Source organism: Flavobacterium psychroterrae (assembly GCF_018380615.1).
Lineage (GTDB): Bacteria > Bacteroidota > Bacteroidia > Flavobacteriales > Flavobacteriaceae > Flavobacterium > Flavobacterium psychroterrae.
The window spans coordinates 32,028-48,794 of record NZ_JAGYVZ010000030.1; the positions used below are offsets into that span (position 1 = coordinate 32,028).

16 protein-coding genes are annotated in these 16,767 nt (G+C 33.2%); 5 read left to right on the forward strand and 11 right to left on the reverse strand.

The annotated features are described in order from the left end of the window. Positions 1-68: 68 nt before the first annotated feature. Complete coding sequence (locus KHA90_RS21915; RefSeq protein ID WP_213306644.1) at positions 69-1,265, reverse strand: aspartate aminotransferase family protein; 1,197 nt, start codon at positions 1,263-1,265, stop codon at positions 69-71. A gap of 270 nt (positions 1,266-1,535) precedes the next feature. Beyond that, a complete protein-coding gene (locus KHA90_RS21920) occupies positions 1,536-3,212 on the reverse strand; it encodes an OstA-like protein (protein ID WP_379785572.1) in 1,677 nt (558 codons plus the stop codon). Positions 3,213-3,656: 444 nt separating this feature from the next. On the opposite strand from KHA90_RS21920, the gene KHA90_RS21925 reads away from it, so the two are divergent. Continuing rightward, positions 3,657-5,528, forward strand: coding sequence for an alpha-amylase family protein (locus tag KHA90_RS21925; protein WP_213306646.1), 1,872 nt, complete (start codon positions 3,657-3,659; stop codon positions 5,526-5,528). A gap of 125 nt (positions 5,529-5,653) precedes the next feature. On the opposite strand, the gene KHA90_RS21930 is transcribed toward KHA90_RS21925, so the two are convergent. The 7 genes from KHA90_RS21930 to rsfS all read right to left on the reverse strand — a co-directional run bounded on the left by KHA90_RS21930 (position 5,654) and on the right by rsfS (position 11,277). Beyond that, positions 5,654-6,436 carry a superoxide dismutase gene (locus KHA90_RS21930; protein WP_213306649.1) on the reverse strand — a complete coding sequence of 261 codons (783 nt, stop codon included), beginning with the start codon at positions 6,434-6,436 and terminating at the stop codon, positions 5,654-5,656. A gap of 8 nt (positions 6,437-6,444) precedes the next feature. Continuing rightward, entirely contained in the window at positions 6,445-6,714 is a 270-nt protein-coding gene (locus KHA90_RS21935; RefSeq protein WP_213306652.1) for an acyl-CoA-binding protein, read from the reverse strand. Beyond that, the gene (locus KHA90_RS21940) at positions 6,714-7,367 is read right to left on the reverse strand and encodes a phosphatidylserine decarboxylase family protein (protein WP_213306655.1); all 654 of its coding nucleotides are present in this window, start codon (positions 7,365-7,367) and stop codon (positions 6,714-6,716) included. Before KHA90_RS21940 ends, KHA90_RS21935 begins: the two co-directional genes overlap by 1 nt. Continuing rightward, positions 7,357-8,244: a phosphatidate cytidylyltransferase gene (locus KHA90_RS21945; RefSeq protein WP_213306658.1), complete on the reverse strand. Its 888-nt coding sequence runs from the start codon at positions 8,242-8,244 to the stop codon at positions 7,357-7,359. Before KHA90_RS21945 ends, KHA90_RS21940 begins: the two co-directional genes overlap by 11 nt. Position 8,245: 1 nt before the next feature. Beyond that, positions 8,246-8,851, reverse strand: coding sequence for a lactate utilization protein B/C (locus KHA90_RS21950; RefSeq protein ID WP_213306661.1), 606 nt, complete (start codon positions 8,849-8,851; stop codon positions 8,246-8,248). 113 nt (positions 8,852-8,964) lie between these two features. Beyond that, positions 8,965-10,890, reverse strand: coding sequence for an ATP-dependent zinc metalloprotease FtsH (gene ftsH / locus KHA90_RS21955; protein ID WP_213306664.1), 1,926 nt, complete (start codon positions 10,888-10,890; stop codon positions 8,965-8,967). A gap of 15 nt (positions 10,891-10,905) precedes the next feature. Further along, positions 10,906-11,277: a ribosome silencing factor gene (gene rsfS / locus KHA90_RS21960; protein WP_213306667.1), complete on the reverse strand. Its 372-nt coding sequence runs from the start codon at positions 11,275-11,277 to the stop codon at positions 10,906-10,908. A 93-nt stretch (positions 11,278-11,370) separates the two neighbouring features. Between rsfS and KHA90_RS21965 the strand changes: the two genes are divergently transcribed. Continuing rightward, on the forward strand, positions 11,371-12,099 hold the full coding sequence (locus KHA90_RS21965) for a biotin--[acetyl-CoA-carboxylase] ligase (protein WP_213306669.1): 729 nt from the start codon (positions 11,371-11,373) through the stop codon (positions 12,097-12,099). 230 nt (positions 12,100-12,329) lie between these two features. On the opposite strand, the gene KHA90_RS21970 is transcribed toward KHA90_RS21965, so the two are convergent. Both KHA90_RS21970 and pyrE read right to left on the reverse strand, forming a co-directional pair. After that, entirely contained in the window at positions 12,330-12,722 is a 393-nt protein-coding gene (locus KHA90_RS21970) for an SRPBCC family protein (RefSeq protein ID WP_213306672.1), read from the reverse strand. Between the two features lie 64 nt (positions 12,723-12,786). Next, a complete protein-coding gene (gene pyrE, locus KHA90_RS21975) occupies positions 12,787-13,437 on the reverse strand; it encodes an orotate phosphoribosyltransferase (RefSeq protein WP_213306676.1) in 651 nt (216 codons plus the stop codon). A 7-nt stretch (positions 13,438-13,444) separates the two neighbouring features. Here pyrE and KHA90_RS21980 point away from each other — a divergent pair, with 7 nt between their 5' ends. From KHA90_RS21980 to KHA90_RS21990, 3 genes are all read left to right on the forward strand, one after another. Then, positions 13,445-14,047 carry an NUDIX hydrolase gene (locus KHA90_RS21980; protein ID WP_213306678.1) on the forward strand — a complete coding sequence of 201 codons (603 nt, stop codon included), beginning with the start codon at positions 13,445-13,447 and terminating at the stop codon, positions 14,045-14,047. A gap of 257 nt (positions 14,048-14,304) precedes the next feature. Beyond that, a complete protein-coding gene (locus KHA90_RS21985) occupies positions 14,305-14,940 on the forward strand; it encodes a methyltransferase domain-containing protein (protein WP_244860518.1) in 636 nt (211 codons plus the stop codon). 777 nt (positions 14,941-15,717) lie between these two features. Next, entirely contained in the window at positions 15,718-16,137 is a 420-nt protein-coding gene (locus KHA90_RS21990) for a helix-turn-helix domain-containing protein (protein ID WP_213306681.1), read from the forward strand. Positions 16,138-16,767 lie beyond the last annotated feature (630 nt).

Consider the following 16,767-nt stretch of genomic DNA (forward strand, 5'->3'; position numbering starts at 1 on the left):
ACTTGATACTTATTTTCAGCAGAGTTCAGTGAACTTCGTTGTAACTAATAGCTGGAAATAGCTTCTGATTAAACTTCTTGTTGTTTTTTCAGTATTTCATCCATAACGTTTAATATTATGGAACAACCTTCTTTAATTTCTTGTTCAGAAATGGTTAATGGGGGTGTTATTCGTATTGCGCATCCTTCAAACAGCAACCAAAATAAAATGAGCCCTTTGTCCTGACAATTTAAAATAACTTCGTTTGTTATTTCGGCAGTTTCGGTCATTGCGGCTAGCATTAATCCTTTTCCTCTAACTTCCTTTATCAAAGGATGTACCAAAAGCGATCTGAAGAGTTTTTCCTTATCAAGAGCTTCTTGCATTAAATTAGTTTCAGTTAATTCCTGCAAAGTAGCCAAACAAGCTGACGCAATGACAGGGTGACCTCCAAATGTGGTAATATGCCCAAGTTTAGGGTTTTCGGTCAGCAGATCCATTTTTTCTGCCGATGCCGTAAAAGCACCTACAGGCATTCCGCCGCCCATTCCTTTTCCCATAACGACAATATCTGGAACTACGTCATAGTTCTGGAAACCAAATAGTTTACCTGTTCGTCCAAAACCAGGCTGAATTTCATCGACGATCATCATAGCGCCAACTTCGTCGCAACGCTTGCGGACTTTTTGCAGATAATCATTCTCTGGCTGAATAAATCCTGCGCCTCCCTGAATGGTCTCTAAAAGTATTGCAGCTGTTCGGGTTGTTATTTTTTGTAAATCTTCTTCGTTATTAAAGGTAATAAAATCTACATCAGGAAGCAAGGGGCGAAAAGCTCGTTTGCGCTCTTCAAATCCCATGACGCTCATTGATCCCATTGTATTGCCGTGATAGGCGTTGTGACAAGAAATTAGCTGACTGCGACCTGTAGTTCGTTTGGCTAATTTTAGTGCGCCTTCGATAGCTTCTGTACCTGAATTGACTAAATAGGTTTTATTTAGTGATTCCGGTAGGAGTGAAGCCAATAGTTTGCAATATTGAACAGCTGGACTTTGTGAATATTCGCCATAAACCATAACATGCGAATATTTATCTAGCTGATCTTTAATAGCTTGATTGACTCTCGGGTGTTGATGTCCTAGCGTGCAGGCAGAAACACCAGCAACAAAATCTAAATATTTTTTGTCGTTAGTGTCGTAAATATAAGAGCCAATGGCGTGCGAAACTTCCATTCCTAGTGGATATGGAGATGTTTGTGCCTGGTATTTTATAAAATCTGGATTCATTTTTTTAAGGTTCTGGTTTAGTCAGAGTCTCAGTCTCAGTCTCAGTTTTCAGTTTTCGTTAGAACTGAAAACTGTGACTGCAAACTGCGACTGAATTTTACAGCAAAGATCGCAAAGTTTTACGCAAAGTCCGCTAAGTTGCGAATCAAGTTTATATTATTAAAATGAAAAGTTACAAAGCTTTGTAAGCTGAAAAACTGCCGCTAATTTATTATAAAGAACTGAAAACTGAAAACTGAAAACTGTGACTGAAAACTGAAAACTGAAAACTTACTTCTTACTCTTCGTACTAGTTTTAGGAGCAGCTTTCACAGCGGGTTTCTTTTTGTCGTAATCTAAGGTTTCTTTCCTGACTTTCATCGGGGTATTTTTGTCGTTAGTTTCCTGATCTTTTCCTTCTTGTACTAATTTATCATTGAGTTCATTGTCTTCCGCGGTGAAAATATCATCTTTAGATTTTATTCGTTCATCGCCTCGCCAGCGCAAGCCTTTTAGTTTACGCGCATTTTCTGGTAAATCGGCCTCAGGATAAATATCACCGTCTACTTTATTGAAAAAAGTGATCGTCTGGATATCATTATTTTCTAAAATAAGATTGATTTTACTGCTTACATTTTTATTGATTCCGATGAGTTCGTTCGCGTCATTTCGCATATAATAAACAACTTCGGTATTTTTGATAACATCAACATCATGTAGTTTTCCATCTAAGAATTTTCCAAATAAATTGAGTCCTTTTACCTGATTGTAACCGGTGCCGAGTGTATCCCGCGAGACTATAAAAGTATTATTGAGGACTTTTAAGGAATCTAATTTTTTAGTTGTATTATCGCCAATTAAGTGCATAATATCTCCGGTAATCTGGCTTTCACCATTCCATAAAATCGGATTTCCAATTAGTTTTGTCAAAGCCGTTTTAGAGTTTGAATGTATTGAATCACATTTTCCGCTCATGTCGATTTTAAAGAAACGAACATTTTTATAAGCTCTTAAAATTCTTTCGCCTTCTTTTCCGGTAACCATTAATTTTTGTCCGTGAATGTAAACAGAATCTTTTTCAACAAGATTTATTGCCACCGCTCTTTTAGTCACAAACATCGAATCTTTCAGTTTGTAAATTTCAGCATAATGTCCCTTTACGATTCCGCGATTGATAGAATCCGTAATTTTTACATTTCGCGTTGCCGATGCAAATTCTATATTTCGATTATAATACAAGCTGTCACCTTCTATGCGTCGATCATCGTATTTTATGTATGATTTTCTTAAAAAATGTGCAAGGTTTTTCTTCGTGTCATAAAATCCTTTTTCGGTATAAATATAATTGGATTTACTTGTAATGGTCGAAGGTCCAAATAAATAAGTATGTCCGGAATTACTATAATAATCTAAATGATTGGATTTTATAACATATTTAGGATTTGTGATGGTAACTTCTGTCAGGAATTGAAACTTCTTTTCGGTAACAAAATATCTTCCTGATTTACTTACTAAAGTATTGTCTTTATTAACGATTGTACCTTTTGTATTGTAAAAAACCTGCTGGATATTTCTATCAAAATTAATAGTATCAGTTGATAAAGTCGCATCTGGAGAACTCATAACCGCATCACCGGTAGCAAAAGCTTTTTTCTCATTTCCGCTATATTCTGCATATTTGCTATTTAAAAATAAAGTATCACCTTGTACTAATTGTACATTTCCGAAGGCTTTAAGGTAGTTTTCTTTTTGAAAAAAGTAGGCTTTATTACAAGTCAAAACAACACCATCATGGTTTACTTTTACATTTCCGGTAAGCAAAACTCCATCAGGCACAAGGGCTTGATTCACTTCTACAAGATCTGAATTTTCAATATTAATTGTTTTTGTCTTTGTTGCTTGTGCAAAAATGAATTGTGCGCTTAACAATAGCAAACAATAAGGTATGAAAAATAGTAATTTCTTCAATTGATTAAATTTTTGTCAAATTTATGAAAAAGGTTACAACCTTTACGGATATTGTGATTAATTTAATTGTTTCTTTTTAGCAGTAAATGTTCAGAGTTATAAAGGCTGAGGATGTCAAAGGGACAGAAGGAACAAAGGGGCAAAGTAACAAAGGAAAAAAGGTTCGGAGGACAAAGAAAGGATCAAAGGCTGAGTGCGTTTTCTTTTCTTTTTTAAAATCATTCAAAAATCTTTAAATCTTTGCCGCTCTGAAACTTTACCCTTTTTTTAAATTATCAACAAAACTGAGTACTGTTTCGTTGTAGTTAAGTTATTTAAAGTGAAATCGACACAAAATTAAGTTTTGTTTCTTTTGGGTTTTAAAAATTAGTCTAAATTTAGAAAATGGTTTTTAAATTATTGATTTTATCGTAATTGAGAAACGAATTAGTCTATAAAATGAATATGATACCTAAAAAAGTTTTTGTTGCGGGATTGGCTGCAACCATGCTGTTTTCTGCATGTAAAACCAAAGATTTAAAAATGAATATATCAAAAGAAGAAGTTACTGCTGATAGGAAAATTGTAGTCTATCAGGTTTTTACACGTTTATTTGGCAATAAAAAAACAAACAATAAACCCTGGGGAACAATTGAAGAAAATGGAGTGGGGAAGTTCAATGATTTTACAGATAAAGCACTTCATGAAATTAAAGATTTAGGGGTTACTTATATTTGGTATACAGGAGTTCCGCATCACGCTTTGGTTCGTGATTATAAAGCTTTTGGGATTTCTAATGACGATCCTGAAGTCGTAAAAGGACGTGCAGGATCTCCTTATGCCGTGAAAGATTATTATAATGTAAATCCTGATTTGGCGGTAAATCCGGCAAACAGATTGCAGGAATTCGAAGATTTAATTGCCCGCATACATAAAGCAGGTTTAAAATTGATTATTGATATTGTACCCAATCATATTGCCCGAAAATACGAAGGAAAAAGTAATCCCGAAGGTGTTCAGGATTTTGGTGCCAATGATGATGTAAATGTGGAATATAAAAGGGATAATAATTTTTATTACATCCCAAATAATCATTTTGAAATTCCGGATAATGATGTTCCGTTAAACGGAGAAAAAAATCCGCTTGTTGATGGTTTTTTTGATGAAAATCCTGCAAAATGGACAGGAAATGGTTCGCGTAAAGTAAAACCGGATCAAAATGACTGGTATGAAACGGTAAAAGTAAATTACGGAATTCGTCCTGATGGTTCTAAGGATTTTCCTGAACTTCCTGCTGGTTTTGATCAGAAATCATATCAGGAACATTTTGCTTTTTGGCAAAATAAAGATGTTCCGGATTCCTGGAAAAAATTCAAATCAATTGCTTTATACTGGACCGCAAAAGGTGTTGACGGTTTTAGATATGATATGGCAGAAATGGTTCCGTATGAGTTTTGGAGTTATATGAATTCAGCCATAAAAATAAAAAATCCAAATGCTTTTTTATTGGCAGAAGTGTATAACCCAAATGAATATCGCAATTATATTCGTTTAGGAAAAATGGATTATCTCTATGATAAAGTCGAAACTTATGATAAGCTGAAAGATATTATTCGCGGAAAATCTTCGCCTGATGGTTTATCAGATATTCAAAAAGGAATGTCAGATATTGAACATCATATGCTTCACTTTTTAGACAATCATGACGAACAGCGTTTAGCAAGCTCAGAATTTGCAGGAACTCCGGAACGCGGAAAACCTTTAATGGTGGTTTCTACAACTATTAGTACGTCGCCAACTATGATTTATTTTGGGCAGGAAGTAGGAGAAGCAGGAAATGAAAATGCTGGATTTGGAAAACCGACCAGAACTTCTATTTTCGATTATATTGGAGTTCCAAATCATCAGCGTTGGATGAATGACGGAAAATTTGATGGCGGACAACTTTCTTCTTCTGAGAAAAACCTGCGTGATTTTTACAAGAGATTGTTGAATTTCTCTATTACTAGTACTGCTTTAATGGGAAGTTATCAGGAAATACAAACTGTAAATCGTCAAAATAATTCAGGCTATGATGAATTAATCTATTCTTATGTGCGTTGGTCAAAGAATCAAAAGTTGGTTGTTGTTACTAATTTTTCATCTGAAAAAACAAGTGAATTTGATTTGGTAATTCCTGCTGATATTATTACAAAGTGGAATTTAAAAGATGGTGAATATTCACTTACCGATCAATTGTATTTAAAAAATGAAATACAACTAAATGTAATTAATGGTGAAGGAAAAGCTAAAGTAAAGATAGCGCCGTCAGAATCGTTTATTTATCAAGTGAAATAGTTTGATTTAAATTTTGTCAGTTTGCAATTGTCATTTTTGAGTTTCCTCTTGCAAACCGGAGAAAACTTGTGGTTTTGCTTATATAACAAAAAAAAGCTGATACTTTGTTTGTATCAGCTTTTCGTTTAATATACTTTTTTGACTTTCTTTAAAGCTTCTATGTAATTTTCGTTTACTTTTTCCCAATTAACATGTTCATAAAAGGCATCAATATAACTTCCTTTTCTGTTTTGATAATCGAGGTAGTAGGCGTGTTCCCATAAGTCAATTCCCATAATTGGTGTTCCGGGTATCAAAGCATTTTTCATTAAAGGATTGTCTTGATTATCAGTTGTTGTAACTTGGAGTTTTCCATATCTGTCCACCACTAACCAAACCCAGCCAGAACCAAATTGTTTTGTTGCCTGACCTTTAAATTGATTTGTAAGATTGGCAAAAGAGCCAAATTCTTTATTAATAGAACCAGCCAGAGTATCTTTCGGAGTTGTCTCCTTTGGCGTCAAAATATTGAAATACAAAGTATGATTATAATAACCACCGGCATTTTGACGAAGCTTAGCATTGCTGAGATCCATTTTTTTTAAGATATCTTCAATAGGTGAATTCTCAAATTCGGTATTTATAATTTCCTTATTAAAATTATTTGTGTACGTTAAATAGTGTTTAGAATAATGCGTTTCTAGAGTAAGCGTTCTTATTGCAGGAGCTAAACCATCATACGCATACGGTAACTTTGTCATTTCAAAAGAACCAGGATCTGCTTTTATATCATTTGGCGATCCTATAGTTATTTTTTCCTCTTTAGTTGGTAAAGGAACTTCTACAACTTCAGTCAGCTTATTATCATTACAAGAAAATAATAGAAAAAATGAAGCTAAAATGCTGAAACGAACAATGTTTTTCTTCATAATGTTAGTTATTTTAATGTTAGTGAATTAATGATTTCAATATAATTTTCCTTAGCCTCATCGATCGATATATGGCTAATTTGCATCCATGCATTTGTTTTGAAAGCATCTCTTAAATCAAAATTTTCAGATTGATTGTAGACTGCAGTTCCAAAAGTTGCCTGTTTGTAATATGCATAAAGTCTTAGCTGCACATCTTGTGGCAGAGAGGCCTGAGTCATTTTTAAAGCAACTTCAACAGCCTCTAAAAAACGAGTATCTAAATCTTTTTTGATCATTAAGCTTTTGTAGCAATTATGGTTTTTCCACCAATTGCTTTTTGGTTTAATACTACATTAATAGGAGTACCTAAAGGTAAAAATAAATCTACTCTTGAACCAAACTTAATAAAACCGGCATCTGTACCCTGAACGACTTGCATTCCTTCCTGAGCATAATTTACGATTCTACGAGCTAAAGCCCCTGCAATTTGTCTGTATAATATTTGTCCGAAACTATCGTTTTCTATTACTACTGTAGTTCTTTCATTTTCTTCACTTGCTTTTGGATGCCAGGCAACTAGAAATTTTCCTGGATGGTATTTACTGAATTTTATAATTCCGTCCATAGCATAACGGGTTACATGTACGTTTATTGGTGACATAAAGATAGAAACCTGTAGACGTTTGTCTTTAAAAAATTCACCTTCGTAAACTTCTTCAATAACCACAACTTTTCCATCAACTGGAGCAAGAATCTGATCAATACTTCTAATTGCAATTCTTTTAGGATTTCTAAAAAATTGTAAAATGATAATCAAAACTACTACACCGGCAATTTGCACAAGCATTCTTAGCCATGTAATATCAATGAATTTGTCAGCAATTAAAAGTACAGCTACTGCAAATACAGTACCTAGTAAAATGGATGGGCCTCCTTCTTTATGAAACATAATATAAAATTTGATAAAATAAAAATATAATTGGTGCTACAAATATAACACTATCTAATCGATCTAGTACGCCTCCATGGCCAGGCATTATTGCGCCACTGTCTTTTACACCCGCAACTCTTTTAAATTTAGATTCTATCAAATCTCCAATTGTTCCAAAAATGCTTACAATCAAAGCAATTATAGTCCATATTAAAATTGATTTACTGCTAAATTCAGGATTTGGCTGAATGTAAAATTTTGAAATTAAAAAGCCTGCTAAAGCAGCAAAAACTACTCCGCCAAGAAATCCTTCTATGGTTTTTTTAGGAGAAATGCGTTCAAATAATTTATGTTTTCCAATGGATTTCCCCACGAGATAAGCAAAAGTATCGTTTGTCCAGATTAGAATGAATAATCCAATGATAATTTTTGGGTTATAATCTTTTATTCCAAAAGAAATTTTAACGATAAAAAGGAACGGCAACATAATGTATCCAATCAAGTAAATAATTTTGGATACTTTGCTTATGTTTTGAGTATCATCAAATAAAAAGACGATACATTTTATAGATATTATTAAAGTAATTAAAAGCAATACAGAAAATAATTTATCTGTATCGACTGTAATTATAGTGTTCTCTTTTAATATTTTACTAATATAATTTTCGGTTTCACCTTCATAAAAGCTGATTAAAGATACTGTGGAATAAAAAACAGAAACAAATAAAATAGAAATGACTTTATTAAGCTTCACCAAGTTGCAGAACTCATAGGTCGCAATAATTAGAAAAAGGCCAAAAAGGATGATAAAGCTTTCGGTAGAAAACAAAATTGAAGTCAATAGTAAAGCGATATAGACAGCACCAGAAATGGCTCTCTTAAGTGTTTCGTTCATCTTAAAGATCTTCTAAGAGCAGTAAATACAAATTCTTGGCAACACTTCCGTATTGAGTAAAATCTTCTTCTTTTGCTTTTTCGAAATATTTTATTGTGGTAATATTAGTAGGGTAGTCCCTTTCGTACTTTCTCTTGATAGCGCTTAAGCCATCACTTTTAATCAATTGCAACTGACTTGTAGTTGCTATAATTACAATATTTGGAGGTAATTCGTTTGGCTTGTCCTGTCTGATTTGTTTTGATGAAAATAAAATAGAACCTTCATCTGCGATTAAATTTTCGCATGTTGCCAGTAAGAATTTAGGATTTCTGGGAGAAATATAAATTAATTTATTTTCTTCCAGTAAACTAAAAAGTGCCGGTTCATAACATAAAACTTCATTTTCAAACCAGTCATTTTCTTCTAAGATGTTTTCAAACTGCTCAGCAACTTCTTGTTTGTTTTCACAATACAAAAATTTACCACCATTTTTCTTGAAATTAAAAATGAATCTCTCATCTATAGATAAATGACTATCCGGAGAATGATTTCCTCCATACTCGCTTTCATTTTCTTCATCAGAAGAGGTGTCGCTGGAACCAAATATTTTTTTGAAAAAATTCATTTTATATGAAAAACTTTACATGTTAATTGAAAACGTTCAAAGATAAAAAAATCTTAATTCAAAAGGCTATTTTGAATTAAGATTTTAAAAAATATTACATATTTATTGAATATTTACGAAACCACTTCTTCTAAATTTTTATCAAAAGTACGTTTTCCGAAAATTGTTTCTAAGTCATCTTTAAAAATAACTTCTTTTTCAATTAATATATCAGCTAATTGATTTAGCTTGTCTTTGTTTTCTTCAAGAATATGAATTGCTCTTTGATATTGACCTTCAATTAATTCCGAAATTTCTTTGTCAATTACTTTAGCCGTTTCGTCAGAATATGGTTTTGAGAAATTATATTCACTCTGACCAGTTGAGTCATAATAAGTAACATTTCCTATTTTTTCATTCAAACCATAAATAGTTACCATAGCACGAGCCTGACGTGTAACTTTTTCTAAATCGCTTAATGCACCTGTCGAAATTCTGTCAAAAGTTACCTTTTCTGCAGCTCTTCCGCCCATAGTAGCACACATTTCGTCTAACATTTGATCTGTTCTTACGATTTGTCTCTCTTCCGGAAGGTACCACGCAGCCCCTAAACTTTGTCCACGAGGAACAATAGTTACTTTAATAAGTGGTGCAGCATGCTCAAGCATCCAGCTTACAGTTGCGTGACCAGCTTCGTGAATTGCAATTGCTCTTTTCTCTTCTGGAGTGATAATTTTATTTTTCTTTTCAAGACCACCTATGATTCTGTCTACAGCATCAAGGAAATCTTGTCTGTCAACTGCAGTTTTGTTGTTACGGGCAGCAATTAATGCAGCTTCGTTACAAACGTTTGCAATATCAGCACCAGAGAATCCCGGAGTTTGTTTTGCTAAGAAATCAAGATCAAGACCTTCAACTTTTTTGATAGGAGCTAAGTGAACTTTAAAGATTTCAGCTCTTTCGCGAATGTCCGGTAAGTCAACAAAAATTTGTCTGTCAAAACGACCTGCACGCATTAACGCTTTATCAAGAACGTCAGCTCTGTTTGTTGCAGCCAGAACAATTACGTTAGAGTTTGTACCAAAACCATCCATTTCTGTCAGTAATTGGTTCAATGTATTTTCTCTTTCGTCATTTCCGCCTGACATATTGCTTTTTCCTCTTGCTCTACCAACAGCATCAATTTCGTCAATGAATATGATAGCAGGAGATTTTTCTTTTGCTTGTTTAAATAAGTCACGAACACGTGAAGCACCAACACCTACAAACATCTCTACAAAATCAGAACCTGATAACGAGAAGAAAGGTACCTGAGCTTCTCCCGCAACTGCTTTTGCAAGTAACGTCTTACCAGTTCCCGGAGGTCCTACAAGTAAGGCTCCTTTAGGGATTTTACCTCCCAGATTAGTATATTTTTCAGGGTTTTTAAGGAATTCTACAATTTCTTGTATTTCCTCTTTAGCACCTTCTAAACCGGCAACATCTTTAAAAGTTGTTTTGATGTCTGTTTTTTCATCAAACAATTTAGCTTTCGATTTTCCAATGTTAAAAATTTGTCCGCCACCGCCACCAGCGCCACCTGACATTTTACGCATAATAAAAATCCATACACCAATAATGATGATAATAGGAAGTAAGCTGATAAGGATATCGCTCCAATTGTTTTTCTGTAAGAAATTAAAATCTTTCAGTTTGCCTTCGCCAACTGCTTTTTCTAATTTAGTTTGAAAAATTTGGTCGTTACCAATTTCTAAAGTATAGTGAGGACCTTTATTAGGTCTGTCAAAAATATCTTTAGCTACTTTTTTATTAGCTGCATCTTTGAGAGCAGCAGCATTTAAATAAACCTCAGCTTCAGCTTTATTGTAAACAATAACTTTTTCAATCTGACCTTTTTCTAATAATACATTGAATTTAGAAGAGGTTAATTGAGCTGGTTCGCTTAAGTTAGATCCTCCGGTTGCAAAACTTATAAATAAAAAAACCAGAAGTATTGCGGTATATATTAACCAAGGACTTATTTTAAATTTACTCGGATTTGGATTATTATCTTTAGCCATTAGAGAAAGTTTCTTTTAGTATTTGTTTTCGATTGTAGTTATTTTGGCGTCACCCCAAAGGCTTTCGATATTATAATATTCACGAATGTGTTTCTGGAAAACGTGTACAACAATGTGCACATAATCCATAAGAACCCATTCAGCATTATCGGTTCCTTCTACGTGCCAAGGTTTATCTTTTAAGTCTTTAGATACTGTTTTTTGAATTGAGCTTACAATGGCGTTAACTTGGGTATTTGAATTTCCGTTGCAAATGACAAAATAGTCACAAACAGCCGTATCTATATCTCTTAAGTCAAGAATACTGATGTCATTTCCTTTTACTTCTTCAATCCCTTTGATTATGTTCGCCAATAGAACATCATTATTAATCGTCTTTTTCGCCATGAATTATTTTATATGATTTTGTAAAGTTACCAAATTTTGTGATTATTTTTGAACCTTAACAAAATATTAAATTAAGTTAATTAAATTCCTTTAATGAAACTAATCAAACTCGATGCCATAGATTCTACAAATGATTTCCTGAAATCATTGGCAAGCAAAGATGAACTGGATAATTTTACCGTAGTAACTGCTGAAAATCAGACAAAAGGTAAGGGGCAAATGGGAGCGATATGGCAATCAGAATCAGGTAAAAACTTAATTATGAGTGTTTTGGTAAAGGATTTTCTTTTTGATACTGAGCATTTTTTTAACTTAAGTGTTATAGTATCATTAAGTGTAATCGATGCCTTAAAAACATTGAATATTCCTGATTTATGTATAAAATGGCCAAACGACATTATGTCATACAATAAAAAAGTTGGTGGCATACTTATCGAAAACACCATCAAAAGTGATGGCAGGATCGTGTCAGTTGTCGGGATAGGACTAAATGTCAATCAAACTAATTTCGAAAATTTGCCACACGCTTCGTCATTAGCAGTGATTTGTAAAACCGAATTTGACAAAAATGCTCTCGTACTTTTAATAATCGAAAAAATACAGCAGAAGATCAAATTTTGGGAAACCAATTCGGCTGATTTATGGAAAGTATATTTCAATTCCCTATTTAAAAAAGGAGTTCCAATGCCGTTTAAAAATCCCTCAGGACAAAATTTCATGGGAATTATCCAAGGAGTTTCTCCCATTGGACAAATACAAATTTTACTTGAAGATGATTCAGTTTCAGAATTTGAGATTAAAGAAATTCAGATGTTGTACTAAGGTTCTGAGTTACTAAGATTCTCAGTTTTTTTTGCTTTATAATTTTCGTTTAGCTAAAAAATGAATCAGCGTAAAACCCGTTTAATCCGTTAAATCAGTGGGTAATTTTATAAGAAATCATTTTAATCCTTTTAATCTGTGGCAAATAAAAAAGCCCAATCATAAGATCAGGCTTTCCATTTTATAATAAGTAGAGAATTAATAATTAACAATTTACCATTAATAATTAATTAAAGCTTCGTCATATTACTTGCAAGTGTTTCAATGAATTTGCTAATTGGTCCTTTGATCATCATAGCCATCATTGCATTAAATTCGCCTTCAAATTGAAGTTGAACAGCGCTTTCAGCATCAGAAATACTTTCGATATTCGAAACTAAAGTAAACGGAAGTTTATCACTTGCAGCACCCAAAGTAATTTTATTTGGTGCCACTTTATCCTTCATTTTTAGTTTTATTTCCGGCATACCTTTTAATCCAAAAATAAAAGAATCTTCGCCTGTAACTTCGAATTTGGCGATATTATCCGGCATTAATTTTTCATAATTTCGAACATCAGTCAATAAATCAAATAAATCTTGAGCTGATTTCTGAACAGTAACTTTTGGACTTTCTAAGTTCATATATTTTTATTATTTATTGTTTTACAGCAATCTTAATCTAAATTCTAAAATCTAAAATCTAAAATTATTCCTGTTCCTGTCCCCAAGTCGATGGACTTTCGTTCCATTCCAGTAAAGTCGATTGTTGGTCTTCAGTAATGTATTGTTTCTGAACCGCCAAGTCTAGTAAGTTTTCGTAATTACTTAACGTGTATAAATCGATATTAGCGTTTTTAAAGTTCTCTTCGGCAACATTAAAACCGTACGTAAAAATCGCTGCCATTCCTTTAATGTTCGCGCCTTCGTTACGTAAAGCCTCTACAGCCATCAAACTGCTGTTTCCTGTGCTAATTAAATCTTCGACAACCACAACATTTTGACCTTTTTGTAAAAAACCTTCAACTTGGTTTTGTCTTCCGTGTTTTTTCGCTTCCGGACGCACATAAACAAACGGTAATCCAAGGCTTTCAGCAACAAGAATCCCTATTCCAATGGCTCCAGTGGCAACACCGGCAATTACATCTGGTTTCCCAAATTGTTTCTCAATATTTTTCGCAAATTCATCACGAACATAGTTTCGGATGCTCGGAAATGAAAGAATTAACCTATTATCGCAATAAATAGGAGATTTCCAACCAGAAGCCCATGTAAAAGGATTTTCGGGATTCAATTTAATTGCATTTATTTGCAAAAGCAATTCGGCTGTTTTTTCGGCAGTATCTTTATTAAAAATCATACTACAAATGTATAAAGTTTTTGTGAACGACAAACCACTTTTTTTGACAAATGAAATCTCAAAAGAGACCGATTTTCAATTATTCTTGTTAGAGAGTATTGATATCGAGCATCTTATCGTCAAAATGTTTCAAAATAAAATTCAAAAGGCTTATTTGTATCATCCTGACGAAAAGGAAATTATGAAGACCTTAAAGGCTAAAATTCCCGTTAATAAAGCGGGCGGAGGTCTTGTTTACAATAAAAAAGGCGAAGTTCTCTTCATTTTCAGAAACGGAAAATGGGACTTACCAAAGGGCGGAATAGAAAAAGGGGAAGAAATTGAAGACACCGCAATGCGCGAAGTCGAAGAAGAAACCGGCGTAGGCAAACTCCGAATCACAAATAAACTCGAAAAAACCTATCACGTTTTTAAACGCAACGGAAAATACAAACTCAAAGTCACACATTGGTTCGAAATGCAATCTGATTTTGAGGGAACGCCACAAGGTCAAATCGAAGAAGGAATCGAAAAAGTCGCCTGGTTAAACCCGGAAGAAATCAAAGAAGCCTTAAAAAACTCCTACGAAAACATAAAATTGCTATTTGAAGAAGAAAATCAATTTCAATAACAATATCAAAAATCAAATTCCAATTTTTAAATTCCAAATTCCAATTCACAGTTCAGATTGAAATTTGGAATTTAAAATTTTGGATTTATTTAAATCTTCTGAAAGAGCGAAGCTACTATTTGCGTATAAAGTAAAAAAATAATTTATTACTTTAAAATTGTAAAAGTAGGCAACTAAGACTATATTGCAAGAAAATACTGTAATTGTAAATTCTTATCCTATAACATTTGAAAGATTTACAGTTAAGAAACATAATTATGTTTTTTATCAAATTCAGCATACAAGCAATTTATCAAATGATTTTTAAAAACTTAAAACAAAATATAGATATAGAGGATAGTGCTTTTAATAAGTTGTACTCTACACGAATAAGAAGACTCGCAGAACGCCATTGGACACCGGTTGCAATTGCAAAAATTGCAGCAGATTATCTGGTTGATAAACCCAACAAAAAAGTGCTGGATATTGGCGCCGGTGTTGGCAAGTTTTGTTTAGTGGGAGCAGCTTCAACAAAAGGCATTTTTTACGGAGTCGAACAAAGAGCATCACTTATAAAACTATCAAAAAAAATAGCCGAAAAGCATAACGTTGAGAACGTTGAATTTATTCATTCTAATATCACCGATATTTCTTTTTCGGATTATGATGCATTTTACTTTTACAATTCTTTTTTCGAAAATGTAGATACTTCCTGTCCTATCGATAAAATTGTGGTTCCTAATAATGAATTGTTTCAATCTTATTCTAATTACGTTCGGGAACAGCTCAATAAAACGCCCAAATACACAAGACTTGTTACCTATTGGAGCACTTGGGAAGAAATACCCGAAAGTTTTAACTTAGAACATTCAGAACTCAATGGAGTATTAAATTTTTGGAGAAAAATGTCATAATGTAGTTGTAATTAAATTTTGTTAGTAGGGCGTGCCACCATTAAAAAAAGACCTAATCAACTTTGCGTTCATTAGGTCTTTTTTTAATGCTGTCGGGCTATACGCGCTACTTCGGTAGCCAGCTTCTATCCCTCACGCGGAGCTACAGTTTGAGAGAAAATTTTGTTTCAGGTTTCAGGTTTTTCCAGAACGTGCACAATGTTATAATTTAAGCTTTTTAATTTTGACTAATTCAACCTAGGTCGAAATGTGCCGTTAGGCACTAAATATCGGTAGTTAAATCAAATCTGTTTTTATCCGCGTTTTTACGAAGTAAATCTGTTTTATCCGCGTCAAAATTAGACGCTGATTTTACCGATTCGCTAAAGCGAAAACGCTGATAAAAATGGATTTTTCTAATTACTTTCTTCATTAAACTGTTAAGTAATTTTATAGATTTTCCCTTAACTTAATGACATTGGCTCTATCCCTCACGCAGAGCTACACTTTGTCTTTAGGTTGTTTCAAGTTTCAAGTTTCAGGTTTGCTTTCGCAAGTTCGGCTTTGTAAAGTTTCTAAAATTTAACAACGATTGCAATTGAATTTTGACATTACTTTTTGATATTGATTTTTGATATTGATTTTTTTAACTATTTCATGTCTCAAAAATCGTACTTTTGTTTAGCGTACAATAAGCAATAGATTGTACTTTAAAAATCATTTTTGATTGTATCGTACAAGACAAAATTTGTTTTTTAAATATTGCCTGTTATTACCCTTTAATATTATCTTTGAATTATGAGCACACTTACAAAATCAAACCATATAGGGCGAAAAATTAGCCGAATTCGTGAACTTCGTGACATGAAACAAGAAGCTTTGGCACAAGCTTTAGGAACTAGCCAACAGACTATCTCGGCTCTTGAAAACAGTGAAACTATAGATGATGATAGACTTGCCGAAGTAGCAAAAGCTTTGGGCGTAAGTGTTGAAGCCCTTAAAAACTTTTCAGACGAAGCCGCAATTAATTTTTTTAATAATTTCTACGATAATAGTGGAAGTCATGGTACTAATTTCGGAACCAATAATACCTGCAATTTTAATCCGCTCGATAAGTTAGTTGAAGCTTATGATGAAAATAAAAAACTTTACGAACGTTTAGTTCAGGCTGAAAAAGACAAAGTTGAATTTTTACAAAATATATTAAAGGATAAATAGTCTTTTATACTTTATACAATTTAAAAAGCCTAATTTATTTTTTTTATTAGGCTTTTATATTTTGCAGTTTCCGCTAGCGCGAGCGTCCCGCTCGTGACTATTTTCGATTTTTATTGCGTTCACGAGCTGGACGCTCGCGCTAGCGGTGTGATTGTCTCGTGCTGAAAAAAGTTTACATGTTTATTTACAGGTCAATATGGCGGTTTTAATTTTCGTTCCATGTCCAAGCTTGCTAAGTATATCTTATCAATATTTGGCCAGGCTACATAATATTTCCAATTCTTTCCATCCCTTGTGCAAGCAATTATATATTCTCCATTTTCTATCTCTTTTATGTGATACTCACCACAACCTGTAATACTGTTTTTTACCATTAGTTTACTAATTGTAAATAGCTCATTATTTGTTGCTTGTCTCCAACTTGATTCATAGCTTCTCTTGTCGGTAATTATAGTATTATTTTCTTCACTACATTTTCCTATTATCCAGAAGAAACCAATTAATATTAACCCGTTGGGTGTAATTATTTCAAGTAAAAAATACGGACTAGATATTGTTCAAGATACTGAAATTCAGTATCTTGATGTCGCCAAACAAAACAATATCTATGTCAAATATAATAAAAAATTA